Genomic DNA, 18,549 nt, shown 5'->3' with positions numbered 1-18,549 from the left:
ACGAAGATTTTTAAATGGTTTCTGAGGTTTTTACAGTGAGATGATAAGCGATATCACAAATATAAATGAGAACGATTATTAAAATTAATTGCAATATCGTTTGTGTTGGTTACAATGTGCAACACATTATTCTAGATTTCTCCATAAATACGTTCATTTGGAAGCACTCAATGACCAAACAACTATTAAAATCAACGCTTACACTTTCAATACTCTGTGCATTGGTAAGTTTGTCGCATGCAGAAGATGTGCAAACTGAAGCAACAGACGAATCCGTAACGAAGATGGAAACCATTGTTGTTACTGCAGCAGAACAAGTTAAACAATCATTAGGTGCTTCAAAAATTACGGCAGAAGATTTAGAAAAAATGCCGGTTGTGAATGATATTTCAGAGTATGTGCGCCGTATGCCGGGTGTGAATTTGACTGGTAACAGTGCCACAGGCCAACGTGGTAATAACCGTCAGATTGATATCCGTGGTATGGGGCCTGAAAACACGTTGATCTTAATTGATGGCAAGCCAGTAAATTCGAGAAACTCAGTACGTTATGGCTGGCGCGGTGAGCGTGATACACGTGGTGATTCGAACTGGGTACCTGCAGATGCTATTGAATCAATTGAAGTGCTGCGTGGTCCAGCTGCAGCGCGTTATGGTTCAGGTGCGATGGGTGGTGTGGTCAATATTAAAACCAAGAAAGTGACCAACGACGTGCATGGCTCTGTGGAGGTTTTTACCAATCAGCCTGAAGATGCTAAAGAGGGCGCAAGTCACCGTGAAAGCTTTAACTTAAGCGGCCCAATTCTCAAAGATGTCCTTTCATATCGTTTCTACGGTAGTTATAACAAAACCGATTCAGATGCTGCGGATATTAATGCTTTAATGAACAATGGCGCGCGTATGGCGGGTCGAGAAGGCGTAGAGAATAAAGATATTGCTGGGCGCTTGGCTTGGCAGTTGAATGATCAACAAGTCTTGATGTTTGATGCAAGTGTTGGCCGCCAAGGCAACCGTTTTGCAGGCGACAGTCAAAACAGTGTATTTGATCCAGCCGATCCAAACAAAGCACCAATTTTATCGGCTTTAATCGGTGAAGAAACCAATACCATTTATCGTGATAGTTTTGCATTAACCCATGAAGGTACGTGGGGTTGGGGTGACAGTAAACTCATAGCGCAATATGACAAAACCAAAAATAAGCGCTTACCTGAAGGTACAGGCGGTAGTACAGAGGGACAGATTAATAATCTTGAAAATAAACAAACGTCACATCTAGAAACCGTTCGTCTTAATGCAGAAACCAATCTGCCGTTCCAATGGTATGTTCCACAGGTATTAACTTTAGGCGCTGAGTGGGTCGAAGATGACTTTACCGATACGGTTAATACACAAGCTGGCGCAGGCGGTTTTGGTGATGTGCTGACTTCAGGTGACCGTTCACACATGGATTCACGGATTGCGTCGGCCTATATTGAAAACAATATGAATTTGGGCGAGAGCACCGATGTCGTTTTGGCACTACGCTATGATAATCATAGTAAATCGGGTGATAGCTGGAGTCCAAGTCTCAATATTACGCAAAAGCTTGGCGACTATTGGACATTAAAAGGTGGTGTGGCTAAGGCGTATAAAGCACCTAATATGTACCAAAATGCGGAAGGTTATCTGTTAAGTACTCGCGGTAATGGCTGTCCGATTGGGCTGAGCCAATGTCTATTACAAGGTAATGGCGATCTCAAACCTGAAACTTCAGTGAATAAAGAATTAGGTGTACAGTTTGAAAAAGACATCGTAAATGCAAGCTTTGCATGGTTCCGTAATGATTATAAAAATAAGATCGTTGCAGGGGATACACGTCTAGAAGAACTAGAAGTAAATGGAACAACATATAATGTACTGCGTTGGATGAATACGCCAGAAGCCTTGGTGGAAGGTGTTGAAGGAAGTATTTCTTTGGACTGGGGTGATATCACGTGGACCAATAACGTCACCTATATGATCAACTCTGAAGATAAACGTACTGGCAATCCACTTTCAGTGATTCCAAATTACACCATAAACTCTATTTTGAACTACAACATCACGGATCGATTAGACAGTAACTTTGTCTATACCCAATATGGTCGTCAAAAACCACGTCAATATGCAGAAACTAGTCTTGAAAGCAAAAATGGCTTGGCGATGGATAGCGTGAAAAGTTATGGCATTGCAGGCATTAACTTTGGTTATAAATTTAATGCGGCTTTAAGTGCTCGTATCGGTGTGAATAACCTATTTGATGAGCAAAAACTGCGTGATAAAACGGTCAACCAAACATATAACGAGCCGGGTCGAGCTTACTATGCAAGTTTGAAATACCAGTTCTAAGTATGTCCAAAAAAAAGCCGCTTCACGCGGCTTTTTTTATGCTTGGATATTTAAAATTTTCAGTGCTTCACTTGAGTAGTAGAATTGTTCTAAATAGAGACGTGAACGCTCACGCAAATAACCCGACTCAATCATTTGTTGAACGATAGGATTGAGTAAGTTTTGAAGTTCATGCTGAATCAGTGCTTCATCAATATTTAAATCACGTAGCAATAAATCAAAAGGGCGTTCTGCATTGCGCACGTACCAAGCGTATACGCCATCATGCACTTGCTGTTTCATATACTCAGACTGTCGCATAAAGTCCCAAATTTCATGACCCATGGCAACTGTTTGCGGCAAGTCCTGAACTTCAACATAGTTCTTTAATACTGAAACTGGCAGCGCTTTAATTTTATGCCACAAATTGGCTTGAAAATGGTACAGCTTATGATCATCAAAGTGCTGATTTAACACGGTTTCACTCATTTGACTGAGCTTTAAAATATTCTTTTGTAAGTATTTGCTGACTGCATTATCTAAATTGGTATCAGTGACATTTTCCAGTACCGATTTCCCCATTTTCATAAATCGTGAAACACCGGGGACAGATTTCGCAATAACTGAGTTGTCTAAATAATCTTGTATCGCATGTTGAATCAACTGACTGATCATGGCTGAAAATGCAGGATTGTTGACCATGGTATGAATTAAACGTTGACGATGTCCCTGTTTACTCGCCACATACTGTGCAATTTTATCAATGGTCAACACAGGAATGATTTCGGCAATCGTGGTGCTGTCATTTGCAGGATGAATCAGTGCAAATTTGATATGTTCAGCAATTTGCTCAATCAGAAATTGACTTGCAGGGGTATTTAAAATTTGTTTCTGCAACAAGGCATTGATTTGATCAAAACTCCAAATCTGCTGCAAAGATTGTTTACGAAACCATTGATAAAAATGGGTGAATTCAGTGGCTACGGTATCATTGTGTGAAAAGCTCTGATCTAAAAAGTTCAGTTGAGCGTCAATCAACTGCTCAATCATCGGGTTTTTCTGCATACTTTCCCTGAAGCCCCAGTGATGGGTATCTAAAAATGGCGAATGCTCAGTTTAACTGAATCAGTTTATCTACCAAAGGATTTTTAAACTTTTGACTTTTCGCAAGGAAAGGTAAGTAATGGTCTGCAACTTGTTGTTCGGCTTCTAAGATTGGCATATGACCGACGTTATTTAAAATCACTGGGGTTTCTGCACGTTTCAGTAAAGACTTGAGTTCCCCAGCCACTTCCACATTAAAGATTTTATCTTGTTTGCCCCAAAGGATCAGGGTCGGGGCTTCCACTGTTCGTGTTAAACGAGCAAAAGTTTCAGGGGTGTAGATTCGATTGAGCGTGACGACTTGATCGATCATTTTACTGGTGAAGGGCGCACGCGCAATTAAGATATTTTCCTGCGCTTCTTTGAGCTGTGTTGGAACATTTGGCGGATTTTGCATCAGTTTATGCATGACATCATCTAAATCACCCGGTTTTGAAACGATTAAATTTTTAAGTTTATACGGGTCACGGGTATAACTGGTATTGGCTTGTTTATAAATGCCCGCGCTGTTGAGTAAAAATAAACTTTGGGTATCAAAAGGATATTGAGAGGCATATACCGTGGCAATGGAACCACCCAATGAGTGACCTGCAACATTCAGTTTATCTTCAATATCTATTTTAAGGACAAACTGGCGTAGTTGTTCCGTGACATTCGGGACAGAGACATCAAAATCGACAGGGACATGGGTATCGCCATTGGCCGGAAGGTCAGGGATGATCACGTGATAGTTCGGTGTTAAATAATGCGCAACACGGTTCCAATTATCACGTGTGCCGCCTAAACCATGAATGAGCAAGATGGTCGGTTTAGAGCGTTGACCACCTTCGCTATAACTCCAATTCACATTCCCGACTTGAACACTGTGTGTGACTAAACCAGCCGCTTTACGTTCTTGGCTCAAATAATTTTGCACGATAGAGGGTACGGCCAGGTTTTTGCTGATGGGAGACGGATTTGCAGCCAAAGCATGGTTGGCAGTAAACGTCATACAGCAAATTGTTGCTAGCTTGAAAAAGCCAAAAACGCGTGAATGATGTCCTTTCATTGACGTTTACCCCAGTTAAATCGAATCGATATATTTTTTAGATCATTTATATGACTATTATCAGAATGGGCTGAAATAGCAAAAGCGTATATTTATGAAATATATTGTAAATTAAAAATGACCTTTGTCATCCATTGCTTTTTTGACGTGGTTAAACTTGCGTTTTAATAATGTGAACCATTACAGAAAAAATATTTTTTTTTGATGAATGTAGACTAGCATTTTCTATCAAGTAGCATCGTCTTAGAAAAAATTCATAGCAATTGTTTTTGCAAGTGACAATCGATTCGACTGGGATTAAAATATTGCAACTTCGGATAAGGGTAATTAGAACATGCTAGCAGCAGCAGAAGCTTTAGATCGTTTAAAGAAAGGGAATCAACGTTTTGTAAACGGTGAAACGAATCACCCGAAGCTTTTGACGCATCAACAACGTGCTGAAATGGCCGAAAGCCAAGAACCTTTTGCGATTATTTTAGGGTGTTCAGACTCACGTGTTCCTGCTGAAATGGTATTTGACCAAGGCTTAGGCGATTTATTCGTGATTCGTGTTGCAGGTAATATTGTGGCACCGTCTCAAGTCGGTAGCGTGGAATTTGCAGCAGAAAGCTTCGGTTGTCCTGTTGTAATTGTATTGGGCCATACACACTGTGGCGCGATTCATTCTACGATTGAAGCTTTAACTAACCCTGCGACACCACCATCAGCTAACTTGATGTCGATTGTGAATCGCGTTCGTCCATCTGTAGAAATACTTATGCAAACTGAATTGAAAGATGATCTTGAAAAACTTTCAATGCATGCAGTACGTTCAAACGTTTTTGCATCAGTGAATCAACTTCGTCATGGTTCAGCAGTCCTCGAAAACTTAATTGCGCAAGGCAAATTAAAAGTGGTAGGCGCTGAGTATTCACTTGAAACAGGTGAAGTGAGCTTCTACGATTTCTAAGCAAACTACAGTAAATACAAGATATTAAAAAAGGCGCTCACATGAAGCGCCTTTTTTAATGAATCGATTTTCACCAACTAAATTTATAAACTTGCTTTGATCAATGGATAAGCATTGTTCAGCAAAATTGTTTGCGCTTTGGCATTCGGGTGAATCTGATCTTGTTGCATTAAGTTTTTATGTCCCGCAACCCCTTGCATAAAGAAAGGCAATAATTTGACTTTGTACTGTTGGCTCAACACTTGATAGTTATTTTCAAAAGCTTGGCTATATGCCTTGCCATAATTCGGTGGAATTTTCATTCCAAATAAAATGACTTTCGATTTGGCCTGTTGGCTTTTTTGAATCAGCTGCGCTAAGTTTTTTTGAATTTGTGCAGGGGGCTGTCCGCGTAAACCATCATTACCACCTAACTCAATCACCACAAGGTCTGGACGATGGGTCTGCAATAGTTTGGGGAGTCGCGCTAAAGCACCACTGGTGGTTTCACCGCTGACACTTGCATTGACCACTTTATGTTGTTTCGGATACTGTTGGTCTAGACGTTTTTGTAATAAGTGGACCCAACCTTGCTGCACTGCAACACCGTAACCTGCACTTAAGCTATCGCCCAAAATCATAATGGTTTTGGCAGAGAGCAGCATCGGGCAGAACATCAGTGCAATAGCCAGCAAGTAACTCAATAGACGATTATTTTGAATGCGATTTTGCATATAGGGAAGATATGACCCAACTCACGACAGATGTTGACATCATGCCACAGGCGATTATTTCTGCACAGCAATTGACACAAAAGATACAACTTCCACAAAAACAGTTATCGATCTTCGAACAACTCGATCTTGAAATCTTTGCAGGGGAACAAGTTGCGATTACTGGTCGTTCTGGTTCAGGTAAATCCACCTTGTTGGGTATTTTGGCGACCTTAGATCAGGCTAGTTCGGGACAATTACGGGTCTGTGGTCAAGACATTCATCTATTAAATGAAGAACAGCGTGCTCAAGTCCGTTTGGCTCATATTGGATTTGTCTTTCAGTCTTTCCAGTTGTTGCCACATTTAACGGCACTGGAAAATGTCATGCTGCCGCTACGGCTAAAAGCAAATTTTCAGGTCAAAGCCGCCGAAGAAAAAGCATTAAAACTGTTAGCAAAGGTCGGACTAGAACGCCAAGCGCATCAAGCTCCCAAAGTTTTATCCGGTGGTGAGCAGCAACGGGTTGCGATTGCCCGTGCTTTGGTGAGTGAACCCGATCTGATCTTTGCAGATGAACCGACAGGTAATTTAGACAGTGCAACGGCACAGGAAATTGAACAATTGTTATTTCAGTTAAATCGTGAAATGGGAACCACATTGGTATTGGTGACACATGATGCCGATTTGGCCCGTCAATGTCAGCGCCATTTTGAATTGGTCAATGGTCAATTGATTGAGCATCGAACAGGAGATGCTGCATGAATCTTTTGGCACTGTTTCGACCACTCTTACAGCTGAGTTTTAAAACCACGGGTGTGTATTTATTATTGATCGCACTAACCTTGGCGATCAGTGCCACCACGGCTTTAAAGTTTAGTAATGTACAAATTCAAAATGCTGTAGCGCTACAAGCTGCTGAAATGTTGGCAGCAGATTTGGTGCTGACAGGCAATGAACCAATTCCACAAGAGTGGCGACAACAAGCCAAAGCACAGCAATTAAAACAATCGAATGTCACGCTATTTAGCAGCATGGCGCACACTGATCAGCAATTTGTCATGGTCAATGTCAAAGCCGTTGATGCTGCATTTCCACTAAGAGGTGAACTCGAAACAGAACCAAAACTAAACCGTTCCATACAAGCAGGTGAGGTCTGGTTAAGTCCTCGTGCCATGGATTTATTGGGTGTAAAGGTTGGAGATCAGATCAATATTGCTGATGCTGCTTTTCAAGTCAGTGCCAAAATCATCCATGACACCAATCAGGAACTCGGTTTCAGTGGTTTTTCACCGACAGTTATGATTGCGCAGTCTGAGGTGGCGAGAACCAATGCCATCCAAGTCGGGAGTCGGATTGAATATCGCCTGTTAATGGCAGGAGATGCACAAAATACCCAGCGCTTTGAAAAACTCTATAAGCAGAAATTTGGTGATCAAAGCGAAGACAGTGCTGCTAAATCAAATAATGCTCAGGTTCAAGATGCAGCTCAAAGCAGTTTAAAACTGAGAAATGCCAGTGAAGGCAATACTCGCTTAATGAAGCCGATTGCCAATCTTGAAACGTTTTTACAACTGGCGAATATTTTAACCATTCTACTTTGTGGTATCGCCATCGCATTAACCAGTCAGCGCTATGTCCAACAAAATCAGGATGCCATTGCACTGATGCGCTGTATTGGATCGACCAAACAGCAAATATTAAGTGCTTATCTGGCTTTACTGTTGGTTGTACTCGGACTATCAATCCTGTTTGGAAGTTTGATTGGTCTGGGATTGGGTTATGGGTTATTGCAACTGATGCTACAGCTGATTCCTAATTTACAATTAGAGTTTTCAGCCCTTTCCATGCTACTTGGTCCGCTTCCAATTGCAATATTCACCAGTGCGATTGTGTTATTAGGATTTGTTCTTCCGAGTCTTTGGCAATTATTAGGGACGCCGCCAGCACGGGTGATACGACAACAAGAGCGTTCTGTACGTTCCATACTTTGGATGCTCAGTTTCGGCACGCTCAGTTTGGTGGTGTTTTGTGTGGTATTAACTGAAAATTTACAACTCACCCTGTGGCTGATTTGCGCCATCATCTTTCTGTGTGTTGGCCTATATATGATGGTCTGGCTCAGTTTAAAGGCTTTGAAAAGTTGGGGGACGAAAATCTCAGCATATATACGTACACCGTATCAAACGGCATTTCAAATTACTGCATTGGCATTAGGGCTAAGTCTGATCACGGTTTTAGCGGTATTGCGCACGGATTTGCTGGAACGTTGGCAACAACAATTGCCACAAGGAACACCTAACCAATTTGTCTATGGATTACCGCCATTTGAGTTACAGGATTTTAATCAACAACTCAAGCTGCATGGTTGGCAAGGGACGCCGATGTACCCGAATATTCGTGGGCGTTTAGTTGCCAAAAATGATCTCCCTTTTTCGGATGCCTTAATTAAAAGCAATAATTCATTACGCCGTGAATTAAATCTTACGCAGGCTGCAACTTTTCCGAAAGATAATCAAATCATCGCGGGCAGTCAGCACTTTCAACAGGTTAACGAAGTATCGGTAGAGGTGAAAACCGCACAAGAACTGGGTATTCAAATTGGAGATCGACTGAGTTTTAGCCTTCCTGAAGGGATTTTGCAAGCCAAGGTAATCAACCTTCGCAGTGTTGAGTGGGAAAGCTTTAGTCCAAACTTCTTCTTTATTTTTTCTCCCCAAACCATGGATGAAAATGCCGGCAGCTATTTGGGGAGTTTCTATGTTCCACCGCAAGATAAAAATCAATTGATTGGTCTAATTCAGCAGTTTTCGAATACCGTGTTTATTGATGTCAGTCTGATTTTGGATGAGATCAAACGCATCGTCAGCGTATTGGTTCAGATTATTACTATCTTGGCGATGTTGGTCAGTATTTCAGGCATTTTGGTCTTGGTTGCATGTTTGAATTTATTTATGGATGAACGCAAAAAAGAAGTGGCATTACTGCGTTCCTTTGGCAGTTCCAAGCAAAAGTTAAAGTCGATGCTCAGTTTGGAAGTTGGTTTGATGGGGCTAATTTCGGGTGTTGTGGCATGTATTTTTGCTGAAGTGATCAGTGCGATTGTCAGTTATAAAATGGAACTGACCATCCAGCTACATGCAGAGATTTGGTTGATCCTCCCACTGGTAATGACCTTAGTCTGTACATTGATCGGACGTTATCGCTTAAGTTATCTTTGCGACATCCCACCCTTAGAAAGCTTACGTGAACTAAATGGTTAAGAGGGGAGATGGTTAACAGCCGAGCAAGTTAAGAGTGGAGCAGGAACCCAGTGCGCAGTCCAGGTTTAGACATGATTTGACGTGTTTGCAACATGTCTGTGTTGATAGCCACAGGGTTCATTCCACTGTTTAACGTGCTGCGAGAGATTGCTTCATCAGTAGGATAAAGTGTTCCCAAAGCGGTAAAATCGGTTGGATTAATTGTTGGCAATGTAGATAAAACAGATAGCATCCGACAGCTGCGGCTATTAGACCGATCATTTGAATGAGCAGGGATTGATGTAATTTTTGTCCCACATACCAAATGAAAGCCAATGCAGCGCCCATCAACATGCCGCCAATATGCGCGGCATTATTAATTCCACTAATCATAAAGCCCATCGCGAGGTTAATGCCCATCACCATCAATAAGGTTTTTTTATCCAGATAAAATTGCTGTTTAGGTAACATAGGGAGCAGTGAAATAATCGTTAACGCTGCACCCAGTCCCATCACTGCACCTGATGCACCTGCACCAATACTCGGGAAAAGCTGCTGATTGGCTGCACCTTCGGCCAATAATGCATAACTGTCCTGAATGGTTAAATACCCACTCAATAAGCTTCCCATCAGTCCGGCTAAAACATACAGACCGAGGAAGTAGAAACGACCTAACATTTGCTCGGCAACACTGCCAAAAATATACAAAGCCCACATATTCAACATCAGGTGAATCAGGCCAAAATGAAAAAACATACTGCTGAATAAGCGGATGGGTTCCTCTAAAAAGGTTAAAGGTGCATAATCAGCACCCCAACGCAAAGCATCCAGTGTGTCGGGTTGGCTAACGTTCATTCCATGCAACACTTGCCAGCCAAAGAGTCCAACATTGATGGTAATTAAGAGTGCCGTGATCCACCACAGTTGGATTTGCAGCTTACGGGTTGATACAGCAGGAGGGCTGAGTTCAGACATGCTATTCTTGTACTGTGTCAAAATATTTAAAAATAAGCTTAACATGAAAAAACAGAATTTCTGGAGTAACACACTGACATGAAAGCCTTTATTGTTCGTACATTGTTAATTCTTGTCAGTCTTGTGCTTTTGGTGCAGCTTTGGATCTTTGGTAGTCTGGTGTGGTGGCGTACGCATCCTGTGGAATCGACGATGATGATGCGTTTAGATTATTGGTCTGAGCCATCCAAACCGATTAAACACGAATGGCGTGATTACGACCAAATCAGTGATTATGTCAAACATGCTGTTGTTGCCGCGGAAGATGGCAAGTTTTTACAACATAAAGGTTTTGATTGGGAAGGCATGCAAAATGCTTTAGAACGCAATAAAGATAAGGGCAAAGTGGTTGCAGGTGGATCGACCATTTCTCAGCAATTGGCAAAAAACTTATTTTTATATAATAAGCGGTCATTTATTCGAAAAGGGCAGGAAGCTGTTGCAACATGGATGATGGAACGCATGTGGACGAAGCAACGTATTTTAGAGGTATATCTCAACTCGGTTGAGTTTGGGGATAACATCTATGGCGTCGAAGCTGCAACACAGCACTATTTTGGTAAAAGTTCACGGAGTTTGAGCCGAGAACAAGCAGCGTTTATTGCGGCTATTTTACCCAATCCAAAATATTATGATGAAAATCGACAGGATCGTAAGCTGAATTATCGAAAACGCATGATCCAAAAATATATGCGTTATAGCCATATCCCAGATTAAGAATGATCTAAACACTCGTCAAATGGCATGGCAGCGATTTGAATTACAACAAAAAGCTCATATTAATGGGCTTTTTTTATGAAATTGTCACAAATTTGAAGCATACTAAACTGAGTACAGCACACATTTTTTAATATGGGTTTGAAATGAATACCGCAGCTGAAGTCGCGCAAGTACCTACTGAATATACTTATAATGATCGTTATATCAATCGAGAGTTATCGATTCTCGACTTTCATCTGCGTGTGCTCGAACAAGCGGTTGACCCCATTCATCCATTATTAGAGCGGATGAATTTCTTACTGATCTTTTCACGTAACTTAGACGAATTTTTTGAAATTCGTGTTGCGGGAATGATGGAACAGCTAGACTTAGGTAATGAAAGCCGCAGTCCAGATGGCTTAACACCAAAACAAGTATTAGATGAAATTTCTGCGACAGCGCATGCTGCAATTGAGCGCCAGTATCGTATTTTAAATCAAGAAATTTTACCCAAACTGCGTGAAGAAGACATTTGCTTCTTACGTCGTGGTGAATTAACCCCTGCACAGTCGGCATGGGTAAAAAAATATTTCCAAGAACAAGTTGCACCAGTTTTAACCCCAATTAGTTTAGATCCGGCACATCCATTCCCTCGCTTGGTCAACAAGTCATTGAATTTTATTGTGACTTTAGAAGGGAAGGATGCTTTTGGCCGTCAGATTGACTTAGCCGTTGTACCTGCACCACGTTCGCTGCCACGTGTCGTTCGACTCCCTGATGAGTTAACCGGTGGAAAAGAACATCACGTGATGCTATCGGCAATTATTCATGAACATGTCTCTGACTTGTTCCCCGGTATGACGGCGACGGGTTGCTACCAATTCCGCGTGACGCGTAATGCCGATTTAGCTTTAAATGAAGATGTTGAAGACTTGGCCAAAGCTCTGAAAGGTGAGTTGAATTCACGTCGTTTTGGTCGCGCCGTTCGCTTGGAAGTGACAGAAAATTGTCCGCAGCATATTTATGAATATTTGCTTGATGAGTTCGATTTAGAAGAAGAGCAACTCTATAAAGTAGATGGACCAGTTAACCTTGCACGTTTACTGTCAAACTTTAAACGTCCACATCTACGTTATGACGCGCATATTCCTGTTATACCGAAAGTACTCAAAAAATCTGAAAACATTTTTAGTGCGATGCAAAAGCAAGATATTTTGCTGCACCATCCCTTTGAATCATTCGCACCGGTAATTAATTTACTGCGTGAAGCTGCACGTGATCCACAAGTTTTGGCCATTAAACAAACGCTTTATCGAAGTGGCGCAGATTCGGAGATTGTGCAAGTTTTAGCGGAAGCAGCACGTAATGGTAAAGAAGTCACCGCTGTAATTGAGCTTCGTGCACGATTTGATGAAGAATCAAATATTGCTGTAGCCAATGTATTACAAGAAGCGGGTGCAGTGGTGGTGTATGGCATCGTGGGCTATAAGACCCATGCCAAAATGATTTTGGTGGTACGCCGTGAAAATAATAAATTGGTGCGTTATGTACATTTAGGTACGGGTAACTATCACGCGGGCAATGCGCGTATCTACACCGATTATGGCCTGTTAACTACCGATAAAGAACTCTGTGAGGATGTACATCGTATTTTCCAAGAACTGACCGGAATGGGCAAAATGGCGAAGTTGAAAAAACTGCTGCATGCGCCATTTACCTTACATACTCAACTGATCAATTATATTGATAATGAAATTGCCAATGCAAAAGCAGGTAAGCCTGCGCAAATCATTGTCAAGGTCAATGCATTAACTGAAGTTCAGTTGATCAATAAACTGTATGAAGCTTCACAAGCGGGTGTGCAGATTGATTTAATTATTCGTTCTATTTGTTGTTTACGTCCAGGTTTACCGGGGCTGTCTGAAAATATTCGCGTGCGCTCTATTGTTGGGCGCTTTTTAGAGCATACTCGAGTGTATTATTTCAGTAATAATGGCGATGCACGGATTTACTGTTCAAGTGCAGACTGGATGGATCGTAATTTATTTAATCGCGTGGAAGCCTGTTTCCCAATTGAAGATCCAGCCTTGAAAAAGCGTATTTATCAATTAGGTTTAGTGAATTATCTAAAAGATAATCAGCAAGCTTGGTTGCTCCAAAGTGATGGGCGTTGGATTCGTACGCATGTTCAAGAGGGTGAGGAAGCACACAATTCACAGCATGTCCTTATAGAAGCATTTAAATAAATGCGTTAGAAAAGTAAAAGGGAGCAATGCTCCCTTTATTTTTTTAATTTATAAGTTTTTTTGAATCATTTATCTGAACTAAATTTAGCTGTAGCTACTAATTTTTCGGTAGATATTTTTAACAAAACCATCAATTTGATACGTTGAAAGTTTTAACTCACGGACCATCTGCTCTTGAGTCGCGCTATGGCTGACCATATCTAAAATTTGGTATTCAGCTGGATTCAGACTGAGCTGCTTCGGCGCTGCATTTTGCGGACTAAAAGTTTCACTCAATAAAAATTTAGCAAAACTAGGATGAAGGGCAGCCCCACCTCTTAAAATGGTTTTCAGTTGGTTATAAGTGTCTTCAATCGGTTGTTGAATCAGCATATAGGCGGTTGCACCGATCTGAATCGCATGTAAGGTTAAATCAGCAGATTGTTCATTGACTAAAATGATGAGATTACTCGAAGGATAGATCTTTTTAATTTTATGGATGAAAGAGATATCAGACTGTTGCGTGACCACTAAAAAGATTAAATTGGGCAATTGATTGAAAATTTGTTGTTCCGCATCTGCTAAATTTTCTGAAAATGTAATGAGGTCTTCAGGATAACCGAGGTCTCCTAAGATGTTAAACAGCACTGTTTTTGAAGTCATCGATTGATGATCAATAATCAAAACGGGTACTGGTAATAAAAATTCACTCATCATACATTTCGCTCATTTATTATTTTAATCAAATTGCATTTCCATAATTTGCACGAATGCGAATCATAAAAATATACCTAGAAGTTGGGATTTATACATCAAAATATAATTAAGTTATTGTGATTTAATAGAATTTAAATAGCGTATATTTTTGGTGTTTTTCATTATTTTGAATGAAAAGATTTATGGTTTTTTGTTTTTAATTTTAGATTTATTGGTTAAATAACAATTAAATTTGTATTCGGATTGAAAAAAATAATCGAAATGTGAATACCGTATTTTGACAACGGATAAATTGGACTGTTTCCGATATGAATTTATTTCTATCTATTGCTTAGTTATTTTAAATATAAAGCGTAGTAAATATTTAAAATAATGTGATTGATTTTTAGTCAACATTTATTCTATAGGACCTTATTTTCAATTCGCCTACTTTATCTAAAATACCTGAAACTAGTGATTTTAACGAAGGTTATATTTTAATAAGATGTATTTATCTTCTTACTTATCTGGCTAGTGTGAAGATATTATCGAGGCGATGAATTGAGATATACATCAAGTCATATATTACCTTATCAGGCTACCTATTTGGGTTAGCCTTTTCTTTTTTCTAGATGCTGTATTTCATTTTTTAACTGATGTTATATAGTAACATCAGAAGCGCGATTTGATTTAAATAAAAACCGATATGCGTAAGGCCATCCGCAAGTGTTTGAGACAGGATGACTTCTAATCAAAAATGTTTTTGCGATACTTTGAATAAGTAGACGCTAGTGAACGAGTTTTGCGGTGAGGAGCATTGCTCTGCAAGATGGTTTTCTTACGAAGCGCACTTCTCATTTTGCCGAATGAAGAAACAACGTTTCGTAAGAGTACCTCCAGCCGAAAACTAATCTCTTTATTCAATCCCTAGATGTAAGATTCCATCGAATAGATTTAAAAATGCGAAATTACTTTTACGTGAGTAACATCAGTTTTTAAATTAATATTAACTTCTGCACAATAAAAAAGAGAGCCATGTGCTCTCTTTGATATTCACGGATTGATTATTGATTAGTGTAGATTATTGGTGATTTTCTGCAAGATTTGAAGCAATACATCAAATTCACTTTGAAGCGGCGTACTCTTACGCGTCACCAATGCCAATGTGCGTGTAGGACTTGCTTCAATTTCTTTTACAGCCAAATCTTCATTGGCTTTGATCATATTGGTATGAACTGCAATTTCAGGCAATAAGGTAAAGCCTAAATCTGCGGAAACCATCTCAACCAAAGTTGGTAAAGAGCTTGCTTTTAAACGATGGTCATTTTTACGTTCACCAATCGGGCAAGCACTCAAAGCATGATCACGTAAGCAATGGCCTTCTTCAAGCAACATTAAACGAGATAAATCTAGGTCGTCTAAAGATTTCGCTTGAGCTGCATTTTGGTCAGCTTTGTTGTACACCAAGAACAATTTTTCTTTGTTTACTTCTGCAACTTTCAAGCTACGTGTATCGAAAGGAAGAGCAAGTAATACGATATCTAGATTACCGTGCTCGAGTTTCTCAACAATTTTTTCACTTTGTGCTTCATGTAAATGCAATTGAATTTTTGGTAGTTGCTTATGCACTTCTTCTAATAATGGTGCAAGTAAAAATGGCGCAATAGTAGGAATGACCCCTAGATGTAAATCACCCGTTAGAGGTTCGCTCATTTCACGACTTAAACGCATTAGGTCTTGCGCATCTGCCAATAGAACTCGAGCTCTTCCGACAACTTGTTCACCAAGAGGAGTTAAACGCACGTTTTGACGGTCGCGTTCTACCAATACGCCACCTAGTAAACGCTCAAGTTCCATGATCCCGCCAGACAAAGTAGACTGGGTGACAAAAGAACGACGCGCAGCTTCAGTAAAGTGTAGCGTTTCTGACAGTGTTACTAGATATGACAGCTGTCTTAAGGATGGTAATGCAGCCATAGTGTCCTAATTTATGATTTAAAGTGATCAGCAAACAAACCGCTAAGATATGGAATAAAATGCGGTGGGATATCATGCCCCATTCCATCAATTAATTCAAATTTAGCACCTGAAATAGCCTTTGCAACGGCCTTACCATGGCTTGGCGGCAGCAAACGGTCACGAGCTCCATGAACCACAATGGTTTTATGCTGAATTTGTTTATCCAACTGCAGCAGGGAACCTGTACATAATATTGCTAAAAACTGTTGAAGTACACCAGCTGGGTAATAACTCCGTTTATAGAGTTTACGTGCAGTTTGTATCGCTTCAAGCTGATTAATATAGCCTGGAGAGCCTATAATATTAAAAACTTTCAGACTATGGTTAATAATGCCATCTTCATCGTTAGATTCAGGTTTTTCAATTAGACTAAATAATTGCTTTGGAAATGGTGGTGGAAGTAAGGGGTGGATGTTACTGGTAAAAAGTAAGCTTAAGTTGTGCACTTTATCTGGATAGCGTGCCGCCACGATTTGAGCAATCATGCCGCCCATCGAAGCGCCTAAAATATGGACTTTATCAAGTCCCATACGATCAATTAACAGTGCAACATCGTCTGCCATATCGTATAGATCATAAGGCGCACCTTGATTCTCTAGACCTAAGGCAAAACGTCCCATCAGTTTAAAGGTGTTAAGACGTGGGCCTGGGTTACGAATTTTACTCGACAGACCAATATCGCGATTATCAAAGCGAATAACTCGGTAACCTTGGTCTATTAGGGACTTACAAAAGAAATCGGGCCAATACAACATTTGTGCGCCGAGTCCCATAATCAATAAGATTGCAGGATCTTCAGGATGACCACCCACCTCGACATGAAGTTCAATGCCATTGCCTAACTCAACGCGAGTTTCATGCATAAAAGAGGCATAAGGTGAAATATTAAACTGAAGGGCACTATTCATTGTTATTTTCCTTTAAAAAGGACGTCTATTATTATCAGGACGTCCTTGTATTTAAACCTTAAACTGAAGCGGGAATCAAGTCCGGAACCTGCTTAGTCAAAGTTAAGCGTTGCTTCCCAGCAGTTGCACCGAGCAGTACAAATCCACGTAATACGCCATCTTGATCGATCGCACGGGCAATCATGCCATCTTCAAGTTCTTCTGTTTCCCATTGAGTTTCAACATCAATAGGTGCAGGAAGAACAGTTAAAGGTGCTGCAGGTGTTTTAACGGCTACAGGCATAGCTGGATAATGCACAGCGGTATGCTCACCATTGAGGGTTTTTGCCAAAGCACGTGCTTGTTGCATGATTGGCATCACGTATGGCAGAAGGGTACCATTAACTTCAGCACAGTCACCGACAGCATAGATATCTGCCAAGTTGGTTTCTAAGCCTTTATTGGTTAATACACCACGACTGGTGTGAATGCCGGCTTGTTTTGCTAAGTTAATCTCAGGCTGTAGACCAATCGCAGACAACACAACATCTGCCACTAAGCTTTGACCATTGGCAAGGCTAACTTGATAGTCACCATTTTCAATACGTGACACTTTGTCGACTGTCGTACCTAAAACGAATTGAATACCCGTTTCTTCTAAATTGCTTTGGAATTTAGCTGCAACATGAGACGGCAGTAGGCGACCTAAAGGTTGCGGAGCTAAATCGACCACCGATACTTTCGCCCCAGTATTTTGGAGGTCGTTGGCAAATTCACAGCCAATCAAGCCTGCCCCTAAAATCACCACACGTTTATCTTCACGTGCTGCAAGCTGTTTACGGAAAGCTTTGTAGTGATCTAAATTGTTGACGACATGAATGTCTTCACTGCCATCACCCGAAATAGCTAAGCGAATTGGATTTGCGCCGACTGCTAAAACGAGTTTTGAATATAGTTGTGTTTGAGTTCCATTTTGGCTTTCAATAGTAAGCTCATGTTTTGCTGCATCAATGGATTTAACCCAACTCTTATTGATGATTTGCATATTGAGTTGAGCCGACATTTTTTCGGCATCCCCTAGAGGGATTTGCTCAGGAGTTTTATTACCAACGAGCGCATTGGATAATGTCGGTTTAGCGTAGTTAATGGCATCATCCGCACAGATCATAATAAGTTCTAGTTCAGTATTTAACTTTCGAAATTCACGTGCAACGGCATATCCCGCCATACCAGAACCAATAATGACAATAGGGCGCATACTCAACTCCAAACACATTTCATATTTTTTAAAGACAAAAAAAAGACCATAACGATGATGGCCTTAGATTCTATTTATTAGATTTCAACCATTTCAAAATCTACTTTTGAGACGCCACAGTCTGGGCAAGTCCAATCATCTGGGATATCTTCCCATTTCGTTCCTGCCACGATACCGTCTTGTGGCCAGCCTTCTGCTTCGTCATAAATCCATCCACAAACGATGCACTGATACTTTTTCATTCCATTCTCCAAAAACTGACACAAAATTAAGTCAGTAAATACTTCATAACTGTATAAGTTTATACCTTAAGGTTAATTAGCCTTATACAGTAGACTCTTATGTTAAATTTTTACGCAGTTCTAACGATAA

15 protein-coding genes are annotated in these 18,549 nt (G+C 40.6%); 6 read left to right on the top strand and 9 right to left on the bottom strand.

What is annotated here, in order from left to right; genetic code table 11:
* The first annotated feature begins 170 nt into the window (after nt 1–170).
* Nucleotides 171–2,366 (top strand): TonB-dependent siderophore receptor, encoded by a 2,196-nt coding sequence (locus FTU65_RS05920; RefSeq protein WP_180010101.1) that lies wholly within the window; start codon nt 171–173, stop codon nt 2,364–2,366.
* Between the two features lie 36 nt (nt 2,367–2,402).
* On the opposite strand, the gene FTU65_RS05915 is transcribed toward FTU65_RS05920, so the two are convergent.
* Both FTU65_RS05915 and FTU65_RS05910 read right to left on the bottom strand, forming a co-directional pair.
* Entirely contained in the window at nt 2,403–3,410 is a 1,008-nt protein-coding gene (locus FTU65_RS05915; RefSeq protein ID WP_180010102.1) for a hypothetical protein, read from the bottom strand.
* Between the two features lie 46 nt (nt 3,411–3,456).
* Nucleotides 3,457–4,497 carry an alpha/beta fold hydrolase gene (locus tag FTU65_RS05910; protein WP_373423849.1) on the bottom strand — a complete coding sequence of 347 codons (1,041 nt, stop codon included), beginning with the start codon at nt 4,495–4,497 and terminating at the stop codon, nt 3,457–3,459.
* A gap of 334 nt (nt 4,498–4,831) precedes the next feature.
* Between FTU65_RS05910 and FTU65_RS05905 the strand changes: the two genes are divergently transcribed.
* A complete protein-coding gene (locus FTU65_RS05905; protein ID WP_078189941.1) occupies nt 4,832–5,446 on the top strand; it encodes a carbonic anhydrase in 615 nt (204 codons plus the stop codon).
* A gap of 83 nt (nt 5,447–5,529) precedes the next feature.
* Here the strand turns inward: FTU65_RS05905 and FTU65_RS05900 are convergent, their stop codons facing one another.
* Complete coding sequence (locus FTU65_RS05900; protein WP_180010103.1) at nt 5,530–6,159, bottom strand: arylesterase; 630 nt, start codon at nt 6,157–6,159, stop codon at nt 5,530–5,532.
* An 11-nt stretch (nt 6,160–6,170) separates the two neighbouring features.
* Between FTU65_RS05900 and FTU65_RS05895 the strand changes: the two genes are divergently transcribed.
* Complete coding sequence (locus FTU65_RS05895) at nt 6,171–6,902, top strand: ABC transporter ATP-binding protein (RefSeq protein ID WP_180005271.1); 732 nt, start codon at nt 6,171–6,173, stop codon at nt 6,900–6,902.
* Nucleotides 6,899–9,400 (top strand): ABC transporter permease, encoded by a 2,502-nt coding sequence (locus FTU65_RS05890; protein ID WP_180066512.1) that lies wholly within the window; start codon nt 6,899–6,901, stop codon nt 9,398–9,400. The genes FTU65_RS05895 and FTU65_RS05890 overlap by 4 nt, the downstream gene beginning before the upstream one ends.
* Before the next feature lie 129 nt (nt 9,401–9,529).
* On the opposite strand, the gene FTU65_RS05885 is transcribed toward FTU65_RS05890, so the two are convergent.
* The gene (locus FTU65_RS05885) at nt 9,530–10,354 is read right to left on the bottom strand and encodes a rhomboid family intramembrane serine protease (protein ID WP_180007451.1); all 825 of its coding nucleotides are present in this window, start codon (nt 10,352–10,354) and stop codon (nt 9,530–9,532) included.
* A gap of 78 nt (nt 10,355–10,432) precedes the next feature.
* Between FTU65_RS05885 and mtgA the strand changes: the two genes are divergently transcribed.
* Both mtgA and ppk1 read left to right on the top strand, forming a co-directional pair.
* Nucleotides 10,433–11,110, top strand: a complete 678-nt coding sequence (gene mtgA / locus FTU65_RS05880) for a monofunctional biosynthetic peptidoglycan transglycosylase (protein WP_078193019.1) — start codon at nt 10,433–10,435, stop codon at nt 11,108–11,110.
* 146 nt (nt 11,111–11,256) lie between these two features.
* Nucleotides 11,257–13,338: a polyphosphate kinase 1 gene (gene ppk1 / locus FTU65_RS05875; protein WP_180020640.1), complete on the top strand. Its 2,082-nt coding sequence runs from the start codon at nt 11,257–11,259 to the stop codon at nt 13,336–13,338.
* Nucleotides 13,339–13,422: 84 nt separating this feature from the next.
* On the opposite strand, the gene FTU65_RS05870 is transcribed toward ppk1, so the two are convergent.
* The 5 genes from FTU65_RS05870 to rubA all read right to left on the bottom strand — a co-directional run bounded on the left by FTU65_RS05870 (nt 13,423) and on the right by rubA (nt 18,419).
* Nucleotides 13,423–14,034: a response regulator transcription factor gene (locus FTU65_RS05870; protein ID WP_180066510.1), complete on the bottom strand. Its 612-nt coding sequence runs from the start codon at nt 14,032–14,034 to the stop codon at nt 13,423–13,425.
* A gap of 1,050 nt (nt 14,035–15,084) precedes the next feature.
* Nucleotides 15,085–15,990 (bottom strand): LysR family transcriptional regulator OxyR, encoded by a 906-nt coding sequence (gene oxyR / locus FTU65_RS05865; RefSeq protein ID WP_180007453.1) that lies wholly within the window; start codon nt 15,988–15,990, stop codon nt 15,085–15,087.
* 11 nt (nt 15,991–16,001) lie between these two features.
* Nucleotides 16,002–16,940: an alpha/beta fold hydrolase gene (locus tag FTU65_RS05860; RefSeq protein ID WP_218948613.1), complete on the bottom strand. Its 939-nt coding sequence runs from the start codon at nt 16,938–16,940 to the stop codon at nt 16,002–16,004.
* A gap of 58 nt (nt 16,941–16,998) precedes the next feature.
* Nucleotides 16,999–18,177, bottom strand: a complete 1,179-nt coding sequence (locus FTU65_RS05855) for an NAD(P)/FAD-dependent oxidoreductase (protein ID WP_180011043.1) — start codon at nt 18,175–18,177, stop codon at nt 16,999–17,001.
* A 77-nt stretch (nt 18,178–18,254) separates the two neighbouring features.
* Nucleotides 18,255–18,419, bottom strand: coding sequence for a rubredoxin RubA (rubA, locus tag FTU65_RS05850; RefSeq protein ID WP_005179369.1), 165 nt, complete (start codon nt 18,417–18,419; stop codon nt 18,255–18,257).
* Nucleotides 18,420–18,549 lie beyond the last annotated feature (130 nt).

The sequence above is a fragment of the Acinetobacter sp. YH12129 genome (genome assembly GCF_013418685.1).
Taxonomy (GTDB): Bacteria; Pseudomonadota; Gammaproteobacteria; order Pseudomonadales; family Moraxellaceae; genus Acinetobacter; species Acinetobacter amyesii.
The sequence above is the reverse complement of the archived record's forward strand: the minus strand, read 5'-3'. Positions and strand labels throughout refer to the sequence as shown.

What these genes read in the sequence shown, in the direction of transcription:
- FTU65_RS05920 (WP_180010101.1), top strand. Translation starts at nt 171, where the DNA reads ATGACCAAACAACTATTAAAATCAACGCTTACACTTTCAATACTCTGT.
- FTU65_RS05915 (WP_180010102.1), bottom strand. Translation starts at nt 3,410, where the DNA reads ATGCAGAAAAACCCGATGATTGAGCAGTTGATTGACGCTCAACTGAAC.
- FTU65_RS05910 (WP_373423849.1), bottom strand. Translation starts at nt 4,497, where the DNA reads ATGAAAGGACATCATTCACGCGTTTTTGGCTTTTTCAAGCTAGCAACA.
- FTU65_RS05905 (WP_078189941.1), top strand. Translation starts at nt 4,832, where the DNA reads ATGCTAGCAGCAGCAGAAGCTTTAGATCGTTTAAAGAAAGGGAATCAA.
- FTU65_RS05900 (WP_180010103.1), bottom strand. Translation starts at nt 6,159, where the DNA reads ATGCAAAATCGCATTCAAAATAATCGTCTATTGAGTTACTTGCTGGCT.
- FTU65_RS05895 (WP_180005271.1), top strand. Translation starts at nt 6,171, where the DNA reads ATGACCCAACTCACGACAGATGTTGACATCATGCCACAGGCGATTATT.
- FTU65_RS05890 (WP_180066512.1), top strand. Translation starts at nt 6,899, where the DNA reads ATGAATCTTTTGGCACTGTTTCGACCACTCTTACAGCTGAGTTTTAAA.
- FTU65_RS05885 (WP_180007451.1), bottom strand. Translation starts at nt 10,354, where the DNA reads ATGTCTGAACTCAGCCCTCCTGCTGTATCAACCCGTAAGCTGCAAATC.
- mtgA (WP_078193019.1), top strand. Translation starts at nt 10,433, where the DNA reads ATGAAAGCCTTTATTGTTCGTACATTGTTAATTCTTGTCAGTCTTGTG.
- ppk1 (WP_180020640.1), top strand. Translation starts at nt 11,257, where the DNA reads ATGAATACCGCAGCTGAAGTCGCGCAAGTACCTACTGAATATACTTAT.
- FTU65_RS05870 (WP_180066510.1), bottom strand. Translation starts at nt 14,034, where the DNA reads ATGATGAGTGAATTTTTATTACCAGTACCCGTTTTGATTATTGATCAT.
- oxyR (WP_180007453.1), bottom strand. Translation starts at nt 15,990, where the DNA reads ATGGCTGCATTACCATCCTTAAGACAGCTGTCATATCTAGTAACACTG.
- FTU65_RS05860 (WP_218948613.1), bottom strand. Translation starts at nt 16,940, where the DNA reads ATGAATAGTGCCCTTCAGTTTAATATTTCACCTTATGCCTCTTTTATG.
- FTU65_RS05855 (WP_180011043.1), bottom strand. Translation starts at nt 18,177, where the DNA reads ATGCGCCCTATTGTCATTATTGGTTCTGGTATGGCGGGATATGCCGTT.
- rubA (WP_005179369.1), bottom strand. Translation starts at nt 18,419, where the DNA reads ATGAAAAAGTATCAGTGCATCGTTTGTGGATGGATTTATGACGAAGCA.